The sequence below is a fragment of the Streptomyces venezuelae genome, assembly GCF_008642315.1.
Classification (GTDB): Bacteria; Actinomycetota; Actinomycetes; order Streptomycetales; family Streptomycetaceae; genus Streptomyces; species Streptomyces venezuelae_D.
Genome location: NZ_CP029192.1, coordinates 789,782 through 814,778, shown reverse-complemented (window position 1 = coordinate 814,778; position 24,997 = coordinate 789,782). Strand labels below are relative to the sequence as shown.

The window sequence follows — 24,997 nt, the reverse complement described above, 5'->3', positions numbered from 1 at the left end:
GCATGTGGGGGTGGACCTTCCGATGACCACCACGTCCCTCGCCACCCGCCCTCGCCTCACCGGAGTGGGCACGGCCGTCACCCCCGCCTCCTACACGCAGCGGGAAGTGCTTGACGCCTTCGGGATCACCGACCCCAAGGTGCGCTCCGTCTTCCTCAACAGCGCCATCGAGCGCCGCAACCTCACCCTCCCCGCACAGGACGCACACGGCGTCCGCACCCCCGAGTCCCAGGGCGACCTGCTCGACAAGCACAGGGCACTGGCCCTGGAGATGGGCGGCGAGGCACTGCGCGCCTGCCTCAAGGAGGCGGGCGCCGAGCTGTCCGACCTGCGCCACCTGTGCTGTGTGACCTCCACCGGTCTCCTCACGCCCGGCATCAGCGCCCTGCTCATCCGCGAACTGGGCATCGACCGCCACTGCTCGCGCACCGACATCGTCGGCATGGGCTGCAACGCGGGCCTCAACGCCCTCGGCGTGGTGGCCGGCTGGGCCACGGCCCACCCCGGGGAACTCGCCGTCGTGCTCTGCGTGGAGGCATGCTCCGCCGCCTACACGGTCGACTCGACGATGCGGACCGCGGTCGTCAACAGCCTGTTCGGCGACGGCGCGGCGGCCGTCGCGCTGCTGGCCGACGAGAGCCCCGCGCCCTCCGCGACGGGCGCCGAGCCCCCGACCGTCCTGAAGTTCGCGAGCCGCGTCATCCCCGAAGCGGTCGACGCCATGCGCTACGACTGGGACCGCGCCCAGAGCAGGTTCAGCTTCTTCCTCGACCCGCAGATCCCGTACGTGGTCGGCGCGCACGCCGAGCCGGTCGTCGACCGCCTGCTCGCGGGCACCGGTCTGCGCAGGAGCGACATCCGGCACTGGCTGGTGCACTCCGGGGGCAAGAAGGTCATCGACGCGGTCGTGGTCAACCTCGGCCTCACCCGCCACGACGTGCGCCACACGGTCGGTGTGCTGCGCGACCACGGGAACGTGTCCAGCGGCTCGTTCCTGTTCTCCTACGAACGTCTCCTCGAAGAGGGCGTCGCACGGCCCGGCGAGTACGGAGTGCTCATGACGATGGGCCCGGGCTCCACGATCGAGACGGCGCTGATCCGATGGTGAGGACGGAAGAAGCCATGCACCCTCTGTACGCACTGGAGTTGGACGGCTCCGAGCCGATGTCGGCCACCGCCGTCAAAGCGGTCGCCGCCCTCTGCGAACGGGCCGAGGACGCGGCGGGCACAGGCGCAGACGGCCCCGTCGTCGCCCTCCGCGTCACGGGCGCGCCGGACGACGGCTGGTCCGGGAACCTCGACGTCATGCTGGTCACCAAGTGGGAACGTGTGCTGCGCCGCCTGGAGCGGCTGCCCCTCGCCACGGTCGCCGTGGCGCACGGCGACTGCGGAGGCACCGCGCTCGAGGCGTTCCTCGCCGCCGACGTCCGCGTCGCCGCCCCGGACACCCGGCTGCTGCTCCCGCACGACGCGACGGCGACCTGGCCAGGGATGGCCGGCTACCGCCTGGTCCGCCTCGCCGGGGTCGCCCGGATCCGCAGAGCGCTCCTGTTCGGCCGTCCGGTCGAGGCCGCCGACGCACTCGCCCTCGGCGTCGTGGACGAGCTGACCGACGACCCCACGGCGGCGGTGGCCGCCGTGGCCGGGATGGCCGGGAAGCTGTCGGGCAAGGAGATCGCGATCCGGCGGCAGCTGATGTTCGACGCCGCGACCACCGGATTCGAGGACGCGCTCGGCGCGCACCTCGCCGCCTGCGACCGCGCCCTGCGGCAGCGCGCGACGCCGGAGGTGCGCACCTCATGACGACGGTCCTGCCGTCCGGACAGCGCTCCGCGCGCGAAGCCGGCGGACAGCGGTGCGCGCACGGGTCCCGGAGCGACTCCGTCCAGGACGCGTGGTCCGGTCTCGTCGCATCGTGCGGAGCCCCGGCGCGCGTGGACGACCTGGTGGCCGCCTCGCCGGAACCGTCCGCGCGCACCCCTGGGCAACGCGCCCGGATCGCGGCGGCGAAAGACGCGGCACGCGCCCTGCGGTCCGCCTTCCTCGACGCCCACGCGGACGCCGTGTACGCCCTGCTGACCGAGGACCGCGCCGAGTCCCCGCGTATCGACGCACTCCTCGACGCGGCAGCCGCGGCCTTCCCGGGCTTGGTGCCCGACGAGACGCTGCTCGCCGCCGAACGGAGCAAGCCGCAGGCGGCCAAGGAGGGGCACGAGATCGACCAGGGCATCTTCCTGCGGGCCGTGCTCCGCTCGGCGTACGCGGGACCGCACCTGCTCGACGCCATGCTCCGGCCGACCCCCCGCGCCCTGGCGCTCCTGGACGAGTTCACGCGCACCGGCACCGTGGAGATGGACTCCGTGCGCGTCGAGCGGGGCGCCGACGGCGTGGCACGCCTGACCCTGTGCAGGGACGACTGCCTGAACGCCGAGGACGTCCGGCAGGTCGACGACATGGAGACCGCCGTCGACCTCGCGCTGCTCGACCCGGCCGTCCGGGTCGGCCTCCTGCGCGGCGGCGAGATGCGCCACCCCCGCTACCGGGGCAGGCGCGTGTTCAGCGCCGGCATCAACCTCAAGAGCCTCAGCTCCGGCGACATCCCGCTCGTCGGCTTCCTGCTGCGCCGCGAACTCGGCTACCTCCACAAGCTCGTCCGCGGCATCCGGACCGATCACCCCGGGCAGTGGCACTCGCCCTTCGTGGAGAAGCCGTGGGTCGCCGCCGTCGACGGCTTCGCCATCGGCGGCGGCACCCAGATCCTGCTGGTCTGCGACCACGTGCTCGCCGCGTCGGACGCCTACCTCAGCCTCCCCGCGGCCAAGGAGGGCATCATCCCCGGCGTCGCCAACTTCCGGTTCGGCCGGTACGCGGGTCCGCGCCTGTCCCGGCAGGTCATCCTCGAAGGTCGCAGGATCAGGGCGGCCGAACCCGACGCGCGGCTCGTCGTCGACGAGGTCGTGGAGCCCGAGGACATGGACGCCGCCGTCGAGGCGAGCCTGACGCGCCTCGACGGTGACGCGGTCCTCGCCAACCGGCGGATGCTGAACCTCGCGGAGGAGCCGCCCGACGCGTTCCGCGCGTACATGGCGGAGTTCGCGCTCCAGCAGGCCCTGCGCATCTACGGACAGGACGTCATCGACAAGGTCGGCCGGTTCGCCGCGGCCGCGCCGAGCGCCGGGTGAGGAGAGACCGCGATGCCGATCGCCCGGATCAACGGGACCCACCTCGGCTACGACGAGTACGGCACCGGTGAGCCGGTGGTCATGGTCACCGGCACCGGCGCGCCCGGCCGCATGTGGCGGACGCACCAGGTGCCGGCCCTCACCGTCGCCGGCTACCGAGTGATCACCCTCGACAACCGGGGTATTCCGCCGAGCGATCCGTGCCCGGAGGGCTTCACGCTCGCCGACATGGTGGCGGACGTCGCCGGGCTCATCGAGCACCTGGGGGAGGGTGCGTGCAGGGTCGTGGGCTACTCGCTCGGCGCGATGGCCGTACAGGAACTCCTGCTCGCCCGCCCCGACCTCGTCCACCAGGCCGTCCTGATGGCGACGAGCGGCCGCACGGACACCCTGACCGCCGCGATGACCGCCGCCGACATGGAACTCAGCGACACCGGCGGCAAACTCCCGCCGCGCTTCGCCGCCTACGTACAGGCCCTGCAGAACCTCTCCCCGCGCACCCTCGACGACGAGGAGCGGCTGCGGGACTGGCTCGCCGTCTTCGAGATGTCCGCCGTCGACGTGACGGGCGTACGCGGGCAGCTGGGCCTGCAACTCGTCCCCGACCGGCTGAGCGCGTACCGGAACATCACCAGCCGCTGTCTCGTCATCGGGTTCCAGGACGACCTCGTCATCCGCCCGCACCTCTCCCGCGAGGTCGCGCGGTCCATTCCCGGCAGCTGCTATACGGAGATCCCCGGCTGCGGCCACTACGGATATCTGGAGCGGCCAGCCGAAGTGAATTCCGCGATCACCGGATTCTTCGCCGGCCGGCAACCGTGAAAAGCGTGCTCTCTGGACGGCCTTGTCGGCCCTGAACCACCCGGCTAGCGTGAAACACGTCCTGCCGACGGAAATTGATCGGAGTGGTTATGCCGAACCCGTTCGACGACGAAAACGGCACGTTCCTGGTTCTCGTCAACGACGAGAACCAGCATTCGCTCTGGCCCGCCTTCGCCGAAGTCCCGGCCGGCTGGCGGACCGTGTTCGGAGAAGACACGCGGAAGGCCTGCCTGGACTATGTCGAGGAGAACTGGACGGACATGCGTCCGCAGAGCCTCATCGACGAGATGGAGAAGTCCGAAGCCGCACGCTAGGTGTTCCCCGACCGAAACGACAACGAAAACAGGAGGTTTTCGTGGCCATGATCGGCGGCCCGGGGCCGGTACTGATGCGGGGGATGGGTCCCGACGAGGCGGTGACCAAGCAGAAAATCAAGCGTGGCACGGCCAGGCGAATCCTCCCCTATACGAAACCGTATCGCTTCAACATAGGCGTTCTCCTGGTCGTCACCGTGCTCAACGCATGCAACGTGGTGGCCACTCCCATTCTCTTCAAGTACCTCATCGACGACGGCATCGTCGCCAGGGACACCTCGGTGGTCGTGTGGATCGCCGTGGCGGTCGCCGTCCTCGCGCTGTTCAGCACCGTCTTCGGCTTCGCGGAGGCCTGGTACTCGGGCCGCGTCAGCGAAGGGCTCATCTACGACCTGCGCACCAAGATCTTCGACCATGTGCAGCGTCAGCCGCTCGCGTTCTTCACCCGCGCCCAGACCGGGTCCCTCGTCAGCCGCCTCAACACCGACGTCGTCGGCGCCCAACAGGCGGTGACCGCGCTGCTGTCCACGGTGGTATCCGCCGGACTGACCCTGATCCTCGTCCTCGGCGCCATGTTCTACCTCTCCTGGGTGGTCACCCTGGTCTCCCTCGTGGTGATCCCGCTCTTCATCCTGCCGGGCCGCGTCGTGGGCCGCAGGCTGCAGCGGATCATGCGCGAGCACATGCAGGTCAACGCCGAGGTCGGCTCGTTCATGAACGAGCGCTTCAACGTCACCGGCGCCCTGCTCGCCAAGCTGTACGGCCGTCCCGCCAGTGAGACCGGCATGTTCTCCCGGCTGGCCCGCAAGGGACGCGACCTCGGGGTCCTGACCTCCGTCTACGGCAAGATGCTCTTCCTGACGATGACGCTCGTCGGCGCCATCGCCACCGCCCTCGTGTACGGCATCGGCGGCGCCCTCGTCATCGAGGGCACGTTCCAGATCGGCACCCTGGTGGCCCTGGCGACCCTGCTCACCCGGCTGATGGGCCCGATCAACCAGCTGTCCAGCGCCCAGACGAGCGTCCTGACGGCCCTCGTCAGCTTCGACCGGCTCTTCGAGATCCTCGACCTCAAGCCGCTCATCTCCGAGAAGGAGAACGCGGTGCCCCTGCCGGCCGCCTCGGCCACGGCAGCGGCGGACGGCAGCCGCATGGCGCCGGAGGTCAGCTTCGAGAACGTCTCGTTCCACTACCCGCAGGCCGCGGACGTCTCGCTCGCCTCACTGGAGTCCATCGCCCTGCCCTCGCAGGAGCGCACGCAGAACACCTGGACCCTGCGCGACCTGACCTTCACCGTCCCCGCGGGCAAACTCACCGCGCTGGTCGGCCCGTCGGGCGCGGGCAAGACCACCATCACCCACCTCGTGCCGCGCCTCTACGATCCCGTCGAGGGCGTCATCCGCATCGGTGGCCACGACATCCGCGACGTCACCCTGAAGTCGCTGAACGACACCGTCGGCATGGTCACGCAGGACGCACACCTCTTCCACGCGACCATCCGCGACAACCTCACCTACGCCCGGCCCGAGGCCACCGAGCAGGAACTCGTCGACGCGTGCAGGGCGGCGCAGATCTGGGACCTGATCTCCTCCCTGCCCGACGGCTTCGACACCGTCGTCGGCGACCGCGGCTACCGCTTCTCCGGCGGCGAGAAACAGCGCGTCGCGATGGCACGGCTGCTCCTCAAGGCCCCGCCCATCGTCGTGCTCGACGAGGCCACCGCACACCTCGACTCGGAGTCCGAGGCGGCACTCCAACGTGCCCTGCAGTCCGCGCTGAAGGGCCGCACCTCCCTGGTGATCGCGCACCGCCTCTCCACCATCAGGGACGCCGACCAGATCCTGGTCGTCGACAAAGGCCGGGTCCAGGAGCGGGGCACGCACGAGGAGCTCATGCAACTGGATGGGCAGTACGCGGAGTTGTACCGCACGCAGTTCTCCCGGCAGCCCGCCGAGAACAGCTCCGAGAACGGCGACGCTCCTGTTCCCGAGCCGGTCGGCGGCCCGCACGGCGGCCCGGGACCGGTGCTCACCGGCGGACCCGGGGGCCCGATGCCGGGCGGCCCGAACGGCGCCTTCCCCGGCGGGCCGGGCGTCTTCCTCGCGGGACCGGGCGGACCCGGTGGACCAGGCGGGCCCGGTGGGCCGGGAGGTCCACGTCACCACCACGGTCCCGGCCCCGGCGGCCCACCGCCGCCCGGCCACGGATGAGACCAGCCCTCCCCTCCCGCGGCATCCGCGGCGCGGCACCCCGCGCCGCGGATGCCGTACCGCCGTACCGGTCCCGCGCGGGCGCCCCGCCGGTACGCTGAGTGCGGGCGGCGGGCTGTGACCAGTGTGTGACCCCCGCTCGGAGATCCTGGTCAGCCATGATCCATCGGGGGGTGGGGCTGTGCGGGTGCTGGTGGCCGAGGACCAGACCGAACTGGCGGACTCCGTGGCCAGAGTGCTGCGCAGAGAAGGCATGGCCGTCGACGTCGTCTATGACGGAGAGGACGCGCTGGAGCGCGCGTCGGTCGTCGACTACGACGTGGTGGTACTCGACCGCGACCTCCCCACCGTGCACGGCGATGAGGTGTGCGGAGCCCTGATGGCGGAGCCCGCCCGCACCCGCGTCCTCATGCTCACCGCGTCCGGCACGATCGCGGACCGCGTCGAGGGTCTCAGTCTTGGCGCCGACGACTACCTCCCCAAGCCGTTCGCGTACGCCGAACTCGTCGCTCGCATCCGGGCGGTGGCACGTCGCGCCCAGCCGGCCGTCCCGCCGATCCTCGTCCACGGCGACCTGCGGCTCGACCCCGCCCAGCGGATCGTGACCCGCGCCGGGGACCGACTGGCGCTCACCCCGAAGGAGTTCGGGGTCCTCGAATACCTGCTGGCCGCCCGCGGCCGCGTCGTATCGGCCGAGGAGCTCCTGGAACGCGTGTGGGACGAGGCGACCGATCCGTTCACCACGACGGTCAAGGCGACCATCAACAGGCTGCGGCCGAAGCTCGGTTCCCCGCCGGTGATCGAAACCGTGCCCCGCGGCGGGTACCGGATCTGACGATGTGAAGCGAGATGACGATGCGCCTGCGCAGCGCGGCCCGCACGGCCCGGTCACGTAACGCCCGCTCACACGCGGCCCGTTCAGGTACAGCCGGGTCCCGCGCGGCCCGGTCACGCGAGGTCCGCCCTCGTACCGTCGCGGGGATGCGCTCGCGCCTCGTGCCCCGGCGGGTCCGCATGCGGCTCACCCTCCTGTACGGCCTGCTCTTCGTCATCTCCGGCGCCGTCCTGCTCACGATCACCTACCTGCTGGTCAACCGCCCCACCAGCACGGTCCTCGTCAGCCGCCGCGGCGGCTCCGGCTCACCCGGCGACGCGGGCGTCCACATGTACACGCGCGACGAGGTCCCCGGAGCGGTCGACAGCTTCGCGCACGCCCAGCAACAGCAGGCGATGCGCCAGCACGCAGCCGAAATGCAGCATCTCCTGACCCAGTCCGGCATCGCACTGGCGATCATGTCGGTGATCGCCATAGGCCTCGGCTGGCTCGTCGCGGGCCGGGTCCTGCGCCCCCTGCGCACCATCACCACCACCGTCCAGCGCATCTCCGCGCACAACGTGCACGAACGCCTCGCCGTCGAGGGGCCCGGCGACGAACTGAAGGACCTGGCCGACACCGTCGACGGCCTCCTCGGCCGCCTCGAAGCGGCCCTGGACTCCCACAAACGGTTCGTCGCCAACGCGGCGCACGAACTGCGCACCCCCCTGACCGTGGAACACGCGCTCCTGGAGGAGTCCCTCATCGACCGTGACGCCACGGTGGACTCCTTCAGGTCGAACTTCGAGCGCCTCCTGACCCTCAGCGAACAGCAGGCCCGCCTCCTGGAGTCGCTCCTGACCCTCTCCGGCAGCGAACGCGGCCTCGACCGCAGGGAGCCGCTGGACCTGGCCGAGCTGACCGGCAACGTGCTGGTCGGCGCCCAAAAAGAGGCCGAACACCGGAACCTGCGGGTCGAGGCGCACGTTCACCCCGCGGGCCTGTGGGGCGACGACGCCCTCGTCGAACGCCTCGTCGCCAACCTCGTGGACAACGCCATGGGGTACAACGTGCCCGACGGCTGGGTGACGGTCGTGACCGGCGTACGAGGCGGCTGCGCCTTCGTACGCGTCTCCAACACCGGCCCGACCATCCCGGCCGCGGGCGTCAGCCGACTCTTCGAGCCCTTCCAGCGCATCGGCAGGAAAGCCGACAACGGACACCACGGGCTCGGCCTGTCGATCGTGCGCTCCATCGCCGCTGCCCACGACGCGACGCTGAACGCGCACGCACGTCCGCAGGGCGGCCTCGTCGTGGAAGTGGGCTTCCCCTTGCGGACGACGGCACCACCCCTGCCGACCCCGCCGCAGACGCAGGGCCGGCCGTCGGCCCCGGCCACCGAGTCGTACGACACCGGGCCCCACTCCCTGAGCACCGCCTCGGAATAGGAATGGCCGGGCGCGCGCACCGGTGAATGCCAATCCCGGACGGTCGCGCCTTTTCCCGCCGCGGTCCTAGCATCTAATTCTCCGTGCGAGGCCGCGCGCATTTTCCCGGGCATGCCTTCCGGCATGCCCCGAGCGTGCTTTCCGCCTCTCCGTCCAAGTGCGGAAACTGAGCGGTTGGACGGCTCTCGCCCTCGTACGACTCAGCCGGTAGGAACGGCCCGGACAGATGGAACAGCCGAGGGACACCGCTCGGCCAGGGGGAATGATGAACGGCAACGCTGCTCGCACTCTGCCCCTCCTCGAGGCCCAGGAGGGAATCTGGCTGGCTCAACGCGTATCGGGCTCACGCCGGTTGTACAGCGTCGGGCAGTACGTCGACATAAGCGGGCCCGTCGAGCCGCACCTGTTCGAACGTGCGCTGCGGCAGTTGACGGACGAGACGGAAATCCTCCGCGCGCGATTCGAGGACGACGGCGCGGGCGGAGCGCACATGACGTTCTCCCTCCCGAAATCCGGAGACCTGAGCAGCCCACGCCCCCTCCTCGACTTCCACGACCTCACCGCGCACAAAAACCCGAAGAAGGCCGCCGAGGCGTGGATGCGGGCGGAACTCGACCAGGAGATCACCTCCCACGCCGACCGCCTCTTCTGTCACGCACTGTTCCGCCTCGCCCCGGATCACCACATCTGGTACCAGCGCTACGACCACCTCCTGATGGACGCCTACGGCTGCTCCCTGCTCGCCGACCGCGCAGCGGACATCTACACGGCGCTCCTCACCGGACGGCCCCACCCCCCGGCACGACACGCCCCGCTCCACGCCCTGCTGGAGGACGAATCGGCCCGCCGCACTGCGGAACGCCACGAGACCGACCGGCGGTACTGGCACGAGCGCTTCGCGGACCGCCCCGACCTGACCGGCGTCCCGGGCCACGCCACGCCCGGCGTGAGCGACGGCGAGATCCTGCGCGAGACCGGCCACCTGCCGTCGCACGCCGTCGCGGCACTGCGCGCGGCGGCCGCCCGCGCCGAGGCGAGCTGGCCACGCCTCGTCGTCGCGGCGGTCGCCGCCTTCGTCGGCCGCCTCGGCGGAACGGACGAGGCGATCCTGAGCCTCCCCGTAGCGGGCCGCACCGGCGACCGAGCCCGGCGCACGCCCTGCACGATGGCGAACATCCTGCCGCTCCGCGTCCCGGTGACCGCGGCCACGAGCCTCCTGGACCTCGCACGGACGACGGACGGGGAGATCGGCGCCCTCCTCGACCACCAGGGCATGCGAGGAGAACGGCTGCGCCGCGAACTCAACTGGCCGTCGGGCGACCGCTGGCACTTCGGGCCGTACGTGAACGTCATGCCCAGGGCCGGCGAAACCCTGTCGTTCGGCGGCCACCGGTCCGTCGTGCGCGACCTGTCGAGCCGCCGCGTCGAGGAGTTCGGCGTGCTGGTGAGCGGTGCGTCGGAGGGCCAGGACATGGAGATCACGTTCGAGGCCAACTCCGCGCTGTACGAACGAGATTGGCTCCGGGCCGCACTCGGTGCCTTCCTGTTCTTCCTGGAACGATCGACGGCCGACCCGTCGCTGCCGGTCGGGGCGGTACCTCTGATGGACGGGGCTGAGAGCGCCCAGGTGCTGAATCGCTGGAACGCCACGGAAGGGCCGTCCGCTCCCGCGGCGGACTCCGTGCCGAAGCTGCTGGCCCGCCACCTCGCCTGGTCGGCGGACGCGGTGGCGGTGGAGGACAGCGAACAGCGCCTCACCTACGTGGAGTTGGACCGCGCCGCGGGACGCCTGGCGTCGCATCTCGCGCACCAAGGAGTGGTCCGGGGCGACCGTGTCGCGGTCGTGATGGAGCGTTCCGTGGATCTGATCGTGGTGTTGCTGGGGGTGTGGCGGGCGGGGGCGGCGTTCGTGCCGGTGGATGTGGAGTATCCGGCGGAGCGGGTGGCGCTTCTGCTGGAGGACTCGGCGCCGGCAGCGGTGGTGTGCACGGAGGCGTATCGCGGTGTGATCCCTGCGGTCTTTGGCGGGCGGCGGGTGGTGGTGGACGACCCGCGTGTCCGTGCGGCTGTCTCGGCGTGCCGTGCGGACGGGCCTGCGGTGGAGGTGGGCGGCGGCGATGCGGCGTATGTGATGTACACGTCCGGGTCGTCGGGGGTGCCGAAGGGGGTGGTGGTGCCCCACGGCTCCGTGGCGGGCTTGGCCGGGGACTCCGGATGGTCGCTGACTCCCGGTGACGCGGTGCTGATGCATGCCCCTCACGCGTTTGACGTGTCGTTGTTCGAGGTGTGGGTGCCGTTGGTGGCGGGCGGCCGGGTGGTGGTCGCGGGTCCGGGGCCGGTGGGTGCAGGCCGTATCCGAGCGGCAGTTCGTGACGGTGTGTCGGCGGTGCATGTGACGGCGGGGATGTTCCGGGTGCTGGCGGAGGCGTCGCCGGAGTGCTTCGCGGGTCTGCGTGAGGTGTTGACGGGTGGGGACGTGGTGCCCGCGGGTGCGGTCGCACGGGTGCGGGAGGCCTGTCCTGAGGTGGCCGTACGGCACTTGTACGGGCCGACGGAGATCACCCTCTGCGCGACCACCCACCTGCTGGGCCCGGAAGCGGAGGCGAGCCGGACGTTGCCCATCGGCCGCCCACTGGCCAACCGGCAGGCATACGTCCTCGACGCGGCGCTGCAACCGGTGCCCGCCGGCCTGGTGGGGGAGTTGTACGTCGCCGGGTCGGGGCTGGCGCGGGGCTACTCGGGGCGGCCGGGGCTTTCGGCGGAGCGTTTCGTGGCGTCTCCGTTCGGTGATGGGGTCGGGCGGCGGATGTACCGCACGGGTGACTTGGTGCGGTGGACGGCGGGTGGTGAGCTGCTGTTCGTGGGGCGTGCGGACGAGCAGGTCAAGGTCCGTGGGTTCCGGGTGGAGCCGGCTGAGGTGGAGTCGGTGCTCGCCGGGCACGAGGGGGTCGGTCAGGCCGTGGTGGTGGCGCGGCAGGACGTGCCGGGCGGTGAGAAGCGGCTCGTTGGTTACGTCGTGCCGGACGGCGGCGGGTGTGCGGTGTCCGCCGAGTCGCTGCGCGCATACGTGGCGGGGCGGCTGCCGGAGTACATGGTGCCGGCGGCCGTGCTGGTCCTGGACGCGCTGCCGCTCACCGTCAACGGCAAGCTCGACCGGGCTGCTCTGCCGTCGCCCGACTTCGCGGGCACGGGGACGGTACGCGGCCCCGCGACCCCCGTGGAGGACGTCCTGAGCGGACTCTTCGGCGAGATCCTCGGCCTGGGCCGGGTCGGCACCGACGTCTCGTTCTTCGACCTGGGTGGGGATTCGCTGTCGGGGATGCGGTTGGTGGCTCGGGTGCGTGCGGTGCTGGATGTTGAGGTGGGGATCGGGGAGTTGTTCGGGGCGCCGACGGTTGCGGGGTTGGCGCGGTGGGTGGGTGAGCGTGCGGGCACGGCGGGGGGCCGTCCGGCGTTGGCGGTGCGGGTGCGGCCGGATGTGGTGCCGTTGTCGTTCGCTCAGCAGCGGATGTGGTTCTTGAACCGGTTGGAGGAGACGGTTCCGGGGGCGGCGTCCGCGTACAACCTGCCGGTGACCCTACGGATCTCGGGCGCGTTGGACGCGATCGCGTTGCAGGCGGCACTCGGGGACGTCGCGGATCGGCACGAGAGCCTCCGGACGGTCTTTCCCGAGACGAACGGCGTTCCCCGTCAGCAGGTCCTGGAGGGGGAAGCGGGCCGGCCTCCCTTGCTGATCGTGGAGTGCACCGCGTCCCGGACCGAGGAAGTGCTGGCGGAGGAGGCGGGCCACGGCTTCGACCTGCGCACCGAACTGCCGTGGCGCGTCTGCCTGGTGACGGCCGGTGTGGGTGAGTGTGTGTTGTCGGTGGTGGCGCATCACGTGGCGGTGGACGGCTGGTCGATGGGGGTGTTGGCCAGGGATTTGGAGGCGGCCTACGGGGCGCGGTGTGAGGGGCGGGCTCCGGGGTGGTCGGGGCTGCGGGTGCAGTATGCGGATTACGCGTTGTGGCAGCGGGAGGTGTTGGGTGAGCTGGATGACCCGGCGAGTGTCCTGAGCGGTCAACTGGCGTACTGGCGCGACACTTTGGCCGGGGTGTCGCAGGAACTGACGTTGCCGGTGGATCGGGTGCGTCCTGCCGTGCCGTCGTTCCGGGGGCGGTTGGTGCCGGTGGCGGCGGACGCGGAGACGCACGCTCGGCTGGTGGGGGTGGCGGGGCAGGGTCGGGCGACGATGTTCATGGTCGTACACGCCGCGCTCGTCCTGCTGTTGTCCCGTCTGGGTGCGGGCGATGACATCACGGTCGGTACGCCCACCGCGGGCCGTGAGGATGCGGTTTTGGAGGAGCTGGCGGGCTTCTTCGTGAACACGCTGGTGCTGCGCGCCGATGTGAGTGGTGATCCGACGTTCGCCGAGCTTCTTGAGCGGGTGCGGACCGCGGATCTGGCCGCGTATGCCCATCAGGACGTCCCCTTCGAGCGCCTCGTCGAAGAGCTGAACCCGACGCGGTCGGTGTCCCGCAACCCCCTCTTCCAGGTGATGCTCGCCCTGGACCACGTGCCCGAACCGCGGTGGCGGCTCCAAGGCGTGGAGGTGCGCTCCGCGTCGATGAAGGCGCCGGCCGCACGCTTCGACCTGGCGGTGACCCTGACGGAGCGCCGCGACGAGCGCGGGGTCCCGGCGGGCCTCGACGGCGAGATCCTCTACGCGTCCGACCTCTTCGACCACGACACGGCCCAGTCCCTGGCGGACCGGCTCGCCCGCGTCCTGGAACAGGTCGCCGCCGAGCCGAACCTCCGCCTCAGTGAGATCGACCTCCTGGCACCCGCCGAGCGCATGCGGATCGTGCGGCGCTGGAACGACACGGCGACCGACGTGCCGGAGGCGTCGGTGCCCGAACTCTTCGAGGGGTGCGCGTCCCGTGCGCCGGGGGCGGTCGCAGTGAGGTGCGGCGAGACGTCCCTGACGTACGGGGAGTTGGAGGTGCGGGCGAACCGGCTGGCTCGGTATCTGGTGGCACTGGGGGTCGGTCCCGAGTCGCGGGTGGGGTTGTGCCTGCCTCGGGGCGTCGTCATGGTCGTTGCGGAGCTGGCGGTGTGGAAGGCGGGCGGTGCGTTTGTCCCGCTGGACCCGGAGTATCCGCCGGACCGTCTCGGTTACGTGCTCGCCGACAGTGGGGCGTCCGTGGTCCTGGGCGTCGCGGACTCCCTCGCGGCGGTGCCCGTGGGCGGGGCGCACGTGGTGCTGCTGGACGACGCGGACGTCGCAGGGGCGCTGGAGGCCGAGTCGCCGTCCACCCCCGGTCGGCGGCCGACCCGAGACCAGCTTGCGTATGTGATCTATACGTCGGGTTCGACGGGTCGCCCTAAGGGTGTGGCTGTTGCGCATGGGGGCGTGGCGAATCTGGTGGCGGCGATGGGTCCGGTGCTGGGTGTGGGCGAGGGTGTCTCGGTGTTGCAGTTCGCGTCGTTCAGTTTCGATGCGGCGGTGCTGGACGTGGCGGTGACGTTGTCCGGTGGCGGCACGTTGGCGATCGCTTCCGCCGCTGAGCGGGCCGAGCCCTCCGCGCTGGCGGCGATGATCGAGTCGGCGGGGGTGACGACGGCCAGCGTGGTGCCTTCCCTGCTGGGTGTGCTGGATCCGGCCTCGGTGCCTGGCGTACGCAACTGGGTCCTCGGCGCCGAGCTGCTGACCGCCGACCTCGCGAGCCGGTGGACGCCACAGGCACGCGTGTGGAACACCTACGGCCCGACCGAAGCCACCGTGATGACCACCGCGGGACCCGTGCACGCCGGGATCCTGCCCGACGACGAGGCGCCGCCCATCGGACGCCCGCTCGGGAACGTACGGCTGTACGTGCTGGACGAGTTCCTGCACCCGGTCCCGCCGAAGGTCGTCGGCGAGCTGTACATCGCGGGGCCGGGCCTCGCACGAGGGTATGTGGGGCGCCCGGACCTGACGGCGGAGCGGTTCGTGGCGTGCCCGTTCGCCGAGGGCGAGGACGGGGGCGGCGGCGGGCCGCGCATGTACCGCACCGGTGACCTGGCCCGCTGGACGACAGACGGGCAGCTGTCGTTCGCCGGACGCGCGGACGACCAGGTGAAGGTACGCGGGTTCCGCGTCGAGCCCGGTGAGGTCGAGGCGGTGCTGACCCGGCACGAAGCGGTGGGCCAGGCGGTCGTCATGGCCCGACAGGACGGCGGACCGGGCAGCGACAAACACCTGGTCGCCTACGTCGTGCCCAACGAACGACTGCGTGAGGGCCAACAGCAACGGCAACGCTGCGACATCGATCCCCAGGAACTGCGCGCGTACGCGGCCGAAGCCCTGCCCGAGTACATGGTGCCGGCGGCCGTGCTGGTCCTGGACGCGCTGCCGCTCACCGTCAACGGCAAGCTCGACCGCGCCGCCCTCCCGGCCCCCGACTTCGCCGCCCGCGTCACCCGGCGCGAACCGAGGACGCAGACCGAGGAGATCCTGTGCGGCCTCTTCGCGGAGGTCCTCGGACTGGAGTGGGTCGGGATCGAGGACGGCTTCTTCGATCTGGGTGGGGATTCGCTGTCGGGGATGCGGTTGGTGGCTCGGGTGCGAGCGGTGCTGGATGTTGAGGTGGGGATCGGGGAGTTGTTCGGGGCGCCGACGGTTGCGGGGTTGGCGCGGTGGGTGGGTGAGTCCGCGGGTTCGGCGGGGGGCCGTCCGGCGTTGGCGGTGCGGGTGCGGCCGGATGTGGTGCCGTTGTCGTTCGCTCAGCAGCGGATGTGGTTCTTGAACCGGTTGGAGGAGACGGTCCCGGGGGCGGCGTCCGCGTACAACCTGCCGCTGGTGTTACGCATCTCCGGTCTGCTGGACGTGGCGGCGCTGGAGGCGGCGCTCGGGGATGTGGCGGATCGCCACGAGAGCCTGCGGACCGTCTTCCCCGATATCGACGGCGTCCCCCACCAGCAGGTGAGGCATGGCGACGCGGGACGCCCACCTCTGACCGTGCTGCGGGTCGATGAGGTGCAGGGCGAGGTGCGGGACGCGGACGGGACCGACAACGGCCCCGGCATCGGCATCGACCGCACGCTCGCCGCCCAGCTGGCGACGGGCTTCGACCTGCGCACCGATCTGCCGTGGCGGGTGTGCCTGGTAACGGCCGGTGTGGGTGAGTGTGTGTTGTCGGTGGTGGCGCATCACGTGGCGGTGGACGGCTGGTCGATGGGGGTGTTGGCCAGGGATTTGGAGGCGGCGTATGGGGCGCGGTGTGAGGGGCGGGCTCCGGGGTGGTCGGGGCTGCGGGTGCAGTATGCGGATTATGCGTTGTGGCAGCGGGAGGTGTTGGGTGAGCTGGATGACCCGGCGAGTGTTCTGAGCGGTCAACTGGCTTACTGGCGCGACACGTTGCAGGCCTTGCCACAGGAGTTGCTGCTGCCGGTGGATCGGGTGCGTCCTGCGGTGCCGTCGTTCCGGGGGCGGTTGGTGCCGGTGGCGGCGGATGCGGAGACGCATGCGCGGCTGGTGGGGGTGGCGGGGCAGGGTCGGGCGACGATGTTCATGGTCGTACACGCCGCGCTCGTCCTGCTGTTGTCCCGTGTGGGTGCGGGTGATGACATCACGGTCGGTACGCCCACCGCGGGCCGTGAGGATGCGGTTTTGGAGGAGCTTGCGGGCTTCTTCGTGAACACGCTGGTGCTGCGCGCCGATGTGAGTGGTGATCCGACGTTCACCGAGCTTCTTGAGCGGGTGCGGACCGCGGATCTGGCCGCGTATGCCCATCAGGACGTCCCGTTCGAGCGCCTCGTCGAAGAGCTGAATCCGACCCGCTCGCTCTCGCGCAACCCCTTGTTCCAAGTCATGCTCGCCCTCCAGAACATTCCCGAGGTCACCTGGGACCTCCCGGGCGTCGACGTCCGCCCGGCGCCCCTGCCGCCCGAACTCGCCGCCCGGTTCGACCTGGCCGTGTCCGTCGTCGAACGCCGCGACGAACACGGAGCTCCTGCCGGCCTCGACGGCGAGATCCTCTACGCCACCGACCTCTTCGACCACGACACGGCCCTCTCCCTGGCGAACCGGCTCGCCCGCGTCCTGGAACAGGTCGCCGCCGACCCGAACCTCCGCCTCAGCGAGATCGACCTCCTGGCACCCGCCGAACGCACGCGGATCGTGCGGAGCTGGAACGACACGGCGGCACCCGTCTCGGACGCACTGGCCCCCGAGTTGTTCGCCCGGCAGGTGTGTGTGTCGTCGGGTGGGGTGGCGTTGGTGTCGGGTGAAGTGCGTTTGACATACGAGGAGTTGGGGGTGGGGGCGGGGCGGTTGGCGCGGTTTTTGGTGGGGTTGGGTGTGGGGCCTGAGGTGCGGGTGGCTGTGGTGGGTGAGCGGTCTGTGTCTTTGGTGGTGGCGTTGTTGGGGGTGTCGTTGGCGGGGGGTGTGTTCGTTCCGGTGGATGGGGGTTATCCGGTGGAGCGGGTGGGGTTTGTGGTGGGTGATGTGGGTCCGTCGGTGGTGGTGTGCACGGTGGGGTCGCGGGGGGTGGTGCCGGAGGGGTTCGGGGGTCGGGTCGTGGTGGTGGATGACCCGGTGGTGGCGGCGGAGATCGGGCGGTGTGCGCCGGGTCCGTTGGAGGAGGGGGAGCGGTTGGGGGTGTTGTTGCCGTCGCATGCCGCGTATGTCATCTACACCTCGGGTTCCACCGGCACCCCGAAAGGCGTCACTGTCTCGCACGAAGGCCTGCGCAACCTCATCGCGGAGAACGTGCGGCGCTACGCCATCGACCCCGACAGCCGGGTCCTGCAACTCGTCTCGCCGAGCTTCGACGTCTCCCTGGCGGACATCTGGCCCACCCTGTGCGCGGGCGGCCGTCTCGTGCTCGCCCCCACCCGCCTCGACATCTCCGGCGACGAACTGTCCCGTCTCCTGCGCACCCGCCGCGTCACCCACGCCGCGATCCCCCCGACCTACCTCTCGCAGATGCCACCGGAAGAACTGCCCGACCTGGGCCTGCTCATCACCGGTGGCGAGGCCGTGCCGGCGGAGGTGCGCAGGCGCTGGTCGACCGGACGCGCCATGTACAACCAGTACGGGGTCACGGAGTCGACGATCATCTCGACGACCGCCCTGATCCGCGACAGCGAAGGGCCGCCCCCGATCGGGCGCCCGGTCTCCAACACCCAGGCGTACGTCCTGGACACGTCCCTGCGCCCCGTGCCCGCGGGCGTGGCGGGGGAGCTCTACGTCGCCGGTGCCGGGCTCGCCCGCGGCTACCTGGGCCGCGCGGGCCTGTCCGCCCAGCGGTTCGTGGCGAACCCGTTCGGTCCCGGCAGCCGGATGTACCGCACCGGCGATGTCGTCCGCTGGACCAACGAGGGTGAGCTCGTCTTCGCCGGCCGCGCCGACGACCAGATCAAGATCCGGGGACACCGCATCGAGCCCGGCGAGATCGAGACCGCCCTCGCGAGCTGCCCCGGGGTGCACCACGCGGCCGTGACGATCAGGGAGGACCGGCCGGGCGAGCGGCGCCTCGTCGGCTACGTCGCCGCGGACGGCGAAGCGGTCGACGGCCGGACGGTGCGCGAGTACGTCACCGGCGTACTCCCCGAGTACATGGTGCCGACGGCCGTGGTGGTCCTGGACGCCCTGCCCCGCACCGCCAACGGCAAGGTCGACCGGGCCGCGCTGCCCGCCCCCGACTTCGCGGGCCGCGTCACGAGCCGGGAGCCGAGGACCGCCACCGAGGAGATCCTCTGCTCGCTGTACGCCGACATGCTGGGGCTCGACCGGGTCGGTGCCGAGGACAGCTTCTTCGAGCTGGGCGGCGACTCGATCAGCTCGATGCAGCTGGTGTCCCGGGCCCGCCGCGCGGGTCTCGTCGTGACGCCCCGGCAGGTCTTCGAGGAGAAGACGCCGGAACGTCTCGCGGAGGTGGCCGAGCTAGCCGGACACGAGACCGCGGCGGACGACGTCGGCATCGGCGAGGTGCCGTGGACGCCGGTGATGCGGGCCTTCGGGGAGAAGGTCGTGGGCCCGGACTTCACCCAATGGATGACGTTGGGCGTACCGGCGGGGCTCGGCCTCGACGTCCTCACGGCCGGTGTCGCCGCGCTCCTGGACACCCACGACATGCTGCGGGCCCGCACGGTGCCCGGCGAACCGAAGCTGATCGTCGGCGAGCGCGGCTCGGTCGAGGCAGGGGCGGCGGTGTCCCGCGTCGACGCGGCCACCGCCGGGACCGGGGCCGGGGTCCTGGACGGACGCGTCTCCGACACCGGGGCTTTGGACGAGCTCGCCTCCGACCCGCGGACCCTGGACGAGATCGCAGGCCGGGCGGCACGGGAAGCGGCCCGCGGGCTCGACCCGGCGGCAGGAACGATGCTGCGGGCGGTATGGGTGGACGCGGGCCCGGACCGCACCGGCCGGGTGGTCCTCGTCGCCCACCACCTCGTGGTGGATGGCGTGTCCTGGCGCGTGCTGATCCCGGACCTGCGCGCCGCGTGCGAGGCGGCGGCCGCGGGCCGGACACCACGGCTCGACCCGGTGGGCACGTCCTTCCGCCGCTGGTCCGAACTGCTGACCGCGCAGGCGGCCGACGAGTCCCGGCTCGCGGAGCTGCCGGACTGGCTGACCTTGCTGGGAGAGCGGCAACAGCCCATGTGGGGCGGCCAGTTGGACCCGGCCGTCGACACGTCCCGTACCCTGTGCCGCCGCTCGTGGACCGTCCCGCCCGAGCACGTCGAGACGCTGGTCGGCCGGACACCGGCCGCCTTCCACTGCGGTGTGCACGAGCTGCTCCTCGCCACCCTCGCGGGCGCGGTGACGCACTGGCGGCCCGGCACCGCATCCGGGCTGCTGCTCGACATCGAGGGGCACGGGCGCGAGCCGCTGGACGGGACCGACCTGCTGCGGACCGTGGGCTGGTTCACGAGCTCGCATCCGGTGCGTCTCGACGTGACCGGCGCGGACCTGGACGACGCTATGGCCGGTGGCAGGGCTGCCGGTACGTTGGTGAAGGCCGTCAAGGAGCAGGTGAGGGCGGTCCCGGGCGACGGACTCGGCTACGGCCTGTTGCGCCATCTGAACCCCCGTACGGCCCCGGTTCTGCGGGCCGCACCGGCGGCGGAGATCGGCTTCAACTACCTCGGCCGGTTCGCCGCGGCGGCCGAGGCGGAAACCGCGGTCGGTGCCTGGCAGCTCGCGGGACCCGCCGGGGCCGGCGGCACCGACGGCTCGGACACACCGGCCCCGCACGTACTGGAGGGGATCGCGGTCGTCCGGGACACACCGGAAGGCCCGGAACTCACCGTCACGCTCAGCCGGCCGCGACGGCTCCTCGCCGAGGCCGACGTCGAGCGGATCGGCAGGACCTGGGTACGGCTGCTCGCCGGTCTCGCCGCCCACACCGACGACCCGGCCGCGGGCGGACACACCCCGTCCGACTTCCACCTCCTCGACCTGGAGCAGGACGAGGTCGACCAGTTCCAAGCGATAGCAGCGAAGCTCGAGGGAGGCCTGTCCCGGTGAAGTCTTCAACCGCCGCCCACGGCTCGGCCCTGGCCGAAGTGTGGCCCCTGTCGCCACTGCAGGAAGGGCTGCTGTTCCACGCGGACTTCGACGACCGGGGCCCCGACGTCTACGCCGTCCAGTTCCTCCTGGAGGTGACGGGCCCCCTGGACCCGGACCGGCTGCGCGCCTCCTGGGAGACGCTGCTCGACCGGCACGCGGCGCTGCGGGCCAGTTTCCACCGCAGGAAGTCCGGCGAGGCGGTACAGCTCATCACCCGCAACGTGCCGCTGCCCTGGCGTGAGGTCGACCTCTCGGACCTCACCGAGCCGCAGGACCTGGCCGACCAGGCCGGCAAACTGGCCGCACAGGAACGCGACCAGCGCCTGGACCTGACCGTCCCCCCACTGCTCCGCCTCCTCCTGCTCCGACTCGGCACGGACCGCCACCGCCTCGTCGTGACCTCCCACCACCTCCTGATGGACGGCTGGTCGATGCCGGTCCTCCTGAACGAGCTCTCACAGGTGTACGAGGCGGGCGGCGGCCCGTCCGTACTGAAGCGCGCGGCCTCCTACGGTGCATACCTGGCGTGGCTGGGACGCCAGGACAAGGAGGCCGCGCGCGCGGCATGGCGGGCGGAGCTGGCCGGAACCGACGAGCCGACGCTCGTGGCACCGGCCGACCCGAGCGGCGCGCTCGTCCTGCCGGAAGAGACACCCCTGCGCCTGTCCGAGGAGGACACACGGGCCCTGACGGAGACGGGCCGCGCCCACGGTCTCACCGTGAACACGCTGGTGCAGGGCGCGTGGGCGCTGGTCCTCGCCCGCCTCACCGGGCGCACGGACGTCGTCTTCGGTGCCACTGTCGCGGGCCGCCCCGCCGAACTGCCGGGCGTGGAGTCGATGGTCGGCCTGCTGATCAACACGCTCCCGGTCCGCGTACGTCTCGACGGCGCGCAGCCCATGACCGAGCTGCTGACCGGCCTCCAGGAGCGCAGCTCCGCCCTCATCGCCCACCAGCACCTGGGTCTCGCCGAGATCCAGAAGCTCGCGGGCCCCGGATCGGTCTTCGACACCCTCGTGGTCTACGAGAACTACCCCACGCCGCCCGTCCGCCCGACCCCCGCCGACCTGCCCGTCTTCACCGCGTCGGCGGGCCACCAGGCGACCAACTACCCGGTGACCCTCGGCATCCTCGCCACCGACCGCCACCTCCACGTGCACGTCACGTCCCGGCCGGACCTCATCCCCCAGGAGAAGGCCGCCGAACTGGGGCGGCGCCTCATCCGTGTCCTCCGACAGATCGCGGCCGACCCGACGACCCCGACGGCCCGCGTCGACATCCTGGACGCACCGGAACGCGAACGCGTCGTCCGGGAGTGGAACACCACCGCTGTGTCCCACCCGGACACCCTCGTCCCTGAGCTGTTCACGGCCCATGCGCGGAACGCGCCTGATGCGGTGGCGGTGCGGTGTGGTGGGGAGGCTTTGTCGTACGGGGAGTTGGAGGTGCGGGCGAATCGGCTGGCTCGGTATCTGGTGGCACTGGGGATCGGTCCCGAGTTACGGGTGGGGTTGTGCCTGCCTCGGGGTGTCGTCATGGTCGTTGCGGAGCTGGCGGTGTGGAAGGCGGGCGGTGCGTTTGTCCCGCTGGACCCGGAGTATCCGCCGGACCGCCTCGGTTACGTGCTTGCCGACAGCGGTGCGTCCGTGGTCCTGGGCGTCGCGGACTCCCTCGCGGCGGTGCCTGTGGGCGGGGCGCACGTGGTGCTGCTGGACGACGCGGACGTCGCAGGGGCGCTGGAGGCCGAGTCGCCGTCCACCCCCGGTCGGCGGCCGACCCGAGACCAGCTTGCGTATGTGATCTATACGTCGGGTTCGACGGGTCGCCCTAAGGGTGTGGCTGTTGCGCATGGGGGCGTGGCGAATCTGGTGGCGGCGATGGGTCCGGTGTTGGGTGTGGGCGAGGGTGTCTCGGTGTTGCAGTTCGCGTCGTTCAGTTTCGATGCGGCGGTGCTGGACGTGGCGGTGACGTTGTCCGGTGGCGGCACGTTGGCGATCGCTTCCGCCGCTGAGCGGGCCGAGCCCTCCGCGCTGGCAGCGATGATCGAGTCGGCGGGGGTGACGACGGCCAGCGTGGTGCCTTCCCTGCTGGGCGTGCTGGATCCGGCCTCGGTGCCGGGCGTACGCAACTGGGTCCTCGGCGCCGAGCTGCTCACCGCCGACCTCGCGAGCCGGTGGACGCCACAGGCGCGACTGTGGAACACCTACGGCCCGACCGAAGCCACCGTGATGGCCACCGCGGGACCGGTGGACGCCACGACCGGGTCCACCGATGAGCCGCCGCCCATCGGCCGCCCGCTGGACAACGTGCGGACCTACGTCCTGGACGGCTTCCTGCACCCGGTTCCGGTCGGGGCGACGGGGGAGCTGTATGTGGCCGGGCCCGGGGTGGCCCGTGGGTATGTGGGGCGGTCGGATCTGACGGCCGAGCGTTTCGTGGCGTGCCCGTTCGCCGAGGGCAGGGACGGGGGCGGCGGCGGGGAGCGGATGTACCGGACCGGGGATCTGGCCCGTTGGACGGACGACGGGCAGTTGTCGTTCGTGGGGCGTGCGGATGAGCAGGTGAAGGTGCGCGGGTTCCGGGTGGAGCTGGGTGAGGTCGAGGCGGTGCTGGCCGGGCATGAGGCGGTCGGTCAGGTGGTTGTGGTGGCTCGGCAGGACGTGTCGGGCGGTGAGAAGCGGCTGGTCGGGTATGTGGTGCCGGACGGCGGGCGTGAGGTGGATGCCGGGGCGTTGCGCGTGTATGTGGCGGGGCGGTTGCCGGAGTACATGGTTCCGGCGGCGGTGGTGGTGCTGGATGCGTTGCCGTTGACGGTGAACGGGAAGGTGGACCGGTGCGCGCTTCCCGCGCCGGACTTCGCCGGGCGGGTTACGGGGCGTGAGCCGCGTACGGAGACCGAGCGCGTGCTGTGCGGGCTGTTCGCCGAGGTGTTGGGGTTGGAGCGGGTCGGCGTCGGGGACGGGTTCTTCGAGCTGGGCGGGGATTCGATCAGCTCGATGCAGCTGGCTTCGCGGGCGCGCCGCGCGGGGCTCGTGATCACGCCCCGGCAGGTGTTCGAGGAGAAGACGCCGGAAGGTCTGGCGGCCGTCGTGCAGGTGCCCGAGGCGGCGCGTCCGGAGGTCGACGTCGGCGTGGGCGACGTGCCGTGGACGCCGGTCATGCGGGCGTCAGGGGAGCGGGCGGCGCGGCCGGGGTTCGCGCAGTGGGTGGTTCTCGGTGTGCCGGGCGGTCTCGGGCTGGATGTTCTGGTGGCGGGTCTGGCGGCCGTGCTGGACACGCACGACATGTTGAGGGCCCGCACCGTTCCCGGTGAGGCGCGGTTCGTGGTGGGGGAGCGAGGGTCGGTCGACGCGGCCTCGTCGGTGACGCGCGTGGATGCGGTGGGGGCCGGGCCCGCCGCGGTGCGGAGGCTGGCGGCCGGAGCCGCGCGGGACGCGGCGGCGCGGCTGGATCCGGTGTCCGGCGCGATGGTGCGGGCGGTGTGGGTGGACGCGGGACACGACAGGCCCGGTCAACTAGTTCTCGTAGTCCATCACTTGGTGGTGGACGGTGTGTCGTGGCGGGTGCTGGTGCCGGATCTGCGGGCGGCGTGCGAGGCGGTGGCCGGGGGGCGGGTGCCGGAGTTGGATCCGGTGGGTACGTCGTTCCGGCGCTGGGCGGAGTCGTTGGCGGCGGAGGCTGTCGATGAGGGGCGGGTCGCGGAACTCGACGGCTGGCTGGGCCTGCTCGGTGAGGCCGGGGCCCGAGTCCCGCTCGCGCGGCGGGGGTTGGACTCGCGCATCGACACGGTGGGCACCTTGCGGCAGCAGTCCTGGGTGGTGCCGCCGAAGGAGACGGAGACGTTGCTCGGCAGGACACCGACCGCCTTCCACTGCGGTGTCGAAGACGTCCTGCTGGCCGCCCTGGCCGGTGCGGTCGCGCACTGGCGGCCGGAGGCGGCCGCCGGCCTCCTGATCGACGTGGAGGGCCACGGCCGTGAGCCGCTCGGCGACAGCGGCATGGATCTGTCCCGTACGGTCGGCTGGTTCGCCGCCACCCACCCGGTCCGCCTGGACGCCTCGGGCATCGACCTCGTCGAGGCCCGCGCGGGCGGCCCTGCGGCGGGTGCGCTGCTGAAGGCGGTCAAGGAGCAGCTGCGCGCGGTCCCTGGCGGTGACGGGCTCGGCTACGAGTTGCTCCGCCACCTCAACCCGGAGACCGCACCCGTCCTCCGTGCCCGTCCCGCCCCCGAGATCGGCTTCAACTACATGGGCCGGTTCGCCCGCCATACGGACGGGTCCGCATCCGACGTCAGTGCATCCTCCGCAGGCGGTGCCTGGCAGTTGCAGGGCGAGACGGCCATCGGAGGCTCGGCAGACCCCGACACACCCCTGTGCCACCTTCTGGCCGCGGGCGCGATGGTCCAGGACGCCCCGGGAGGAGGACGGCCGGAACTCACCGTCACTCTCGGCCGGCCCGCGCACCTCGTGACGGACGACGAGGCCGAAGAGCTCGGCCGAACCTGGGTGGAGCTCCTGTGCGGCCTGGCCGCGCACACCGACGCGCCCGCCTCGGGCGGTCACACGCCCTCCGATTTCCCTCTTCTCGATCTGGCGCAGGACGAAGTCGACGAATTCGAAGGACCGCCGGGCCAGGCCGAGGGCTCCTGACCCTCCCGACGCACTCGTCACC

General features: G+C 71.5%; 10 protein-coding genes. All 10 read left to right on the top strand.

From position 1 onward, the window contains the following. Positions 1 to 22 precede the first annotated feature (22 nt). The 10 genes from dpgA to DEJ48_RS03490 all read left to right on the top strand — a co-directional run bounded on the left by dpgA (position 23) and on the right by DEJ48_RS03490 (position 24,975). Positions 23 to 1,108 (top strand): 3,5-dihydroxyphenylacetyl-CoA synthase DpgA, encoded by a 1,086-nt coding sequence (gene dpgA / locus DEJ48_RS03535; RefSeq protein WP_150214366.1) that lies wholly within the window; start codon positions 23 to 25, stop codon positions 1,106 to 1,108. A gap of 14 nt (positions 1,109 to 1,122) precedes the next feature. Further along, positions 1,123 to 1,803: an enoyl-CoA-hydratase DpgB gene (dpgB, locus tag DEJ48_RS03530; protein ID WP_150214365.1), complete on the top strand. Its 681-nt coding sequence runs from the start codon at positions 1,123 to 1,125 to the stop codon at positions 1,801 to 1,803. Continuing rightward, positions 1,800 to 3,182, top strand: coding sequence for a (3,5-dihydroxyphenyl)acetyl-CoA 1,2-dioxygenase DpgC (gene dpgC, locus DEJ48_RS03525; protein WP_150214363.1), 1,383 nt, complete (start codon positions 1,800 to 1,802; stop codon positions 3,180 to 3,182). Before dpgB ends, dpgC begins: the two co-directional genes overlap by 4 nt. Before the next feature lie 12 nt (positions 3,183 to 3,194). Further along, on the top strand, positions 3,195 to 4,004 hold the full coding sequence (locus tag DEJ48_RS03520) for an alpha/beta fold hydrolase (RefSeq protein WP_150214361.1): 810 nt from the start codon (positions 3,195 to 3,197) through the stop codon (positions 4,002 to 4,004). Between the two features lie 89 nt (positions 4,005 to 4,093). Beyond that, positions 4,094 to 4,318, top strand: coding sequence for an MbtH family protein (locus tag DEJ48_RS03515; RefSeq protein ID WP_150214359.1), 225 nt, complete (start codon positions 4,094 to 4,096; stop codon positions 4,316 to 4,318). Between the two features lie 47 nt (positions 4,319 to 4,365). Next, positions 4,366 to 6,528: an ABC transporter ATP-binding protein gene (locus DEJ48_RS03510; RefSeq protein ID WP_150220930.1), complete on the top strand. Its 2,163-nt coding sequence runs from the start codon at positions 4,366 to 4,368 to the stop codon at positions 6,526 to 6,528. Positions 6,529 to 6,709: 181 nt separating this feature from the next. After that, positions 6,710 to 7,363: a response regulator transcription factor gene (locus DEJ48_RS03505; protein ID WP_150214357.1), complete on the top strand. Its 654-nt coding sequence runs from the start codon at positions 6,710 to 6,712 to the stop codon at positions 7,361 to 7,363. A gap of 146 nt (positions 7,364 to 7,509) precedes the next feature. Next, positions 7,510 to 8,790: a sensor histidine kinase gene (locus DEJ48_RS03500; RefSeq protein WP_150214355.1), complete on the top strand. Its 1,281-nt coding sequence runs from the start codon at positions 7,510 to 7,512 to the stop codon at positions 8,788 to 8,790. Positions 8,791 to 9,016: 226 nt separating this feature from the next. Beyond that, positions 9,017 to 20,284: a non-ribosomal peptide synthetase gene (locus tag DEJ48_RS03495; RefSeq protein WP_150214354.1), complete on the top strand. Its 11,268-nt coding sequence runs from the start codon at positions 9,017 to 9,019 to the stop codon at positions 20,282 to 20,284. Continuing rightward, on the top strand, positions 20,281 to 24,975 hold the full coding sequence (locus tag DEJ48_RS03490) for a non-ribosomal peptide synthetase (RefSeq protein WP_150214352.1): 4,695 nt from the start codon (positions 20,281 to 20,283) through the stop codon (positions 24,973 to 24,975). Before DEJ48_RS03495 ends, DEJ48_RS03490 begins: the two co-directional genes overlap by 4 nt. The last annotated feature ends 22 nt before the right edge of the window (positions 24,976 to 24,997 follow it).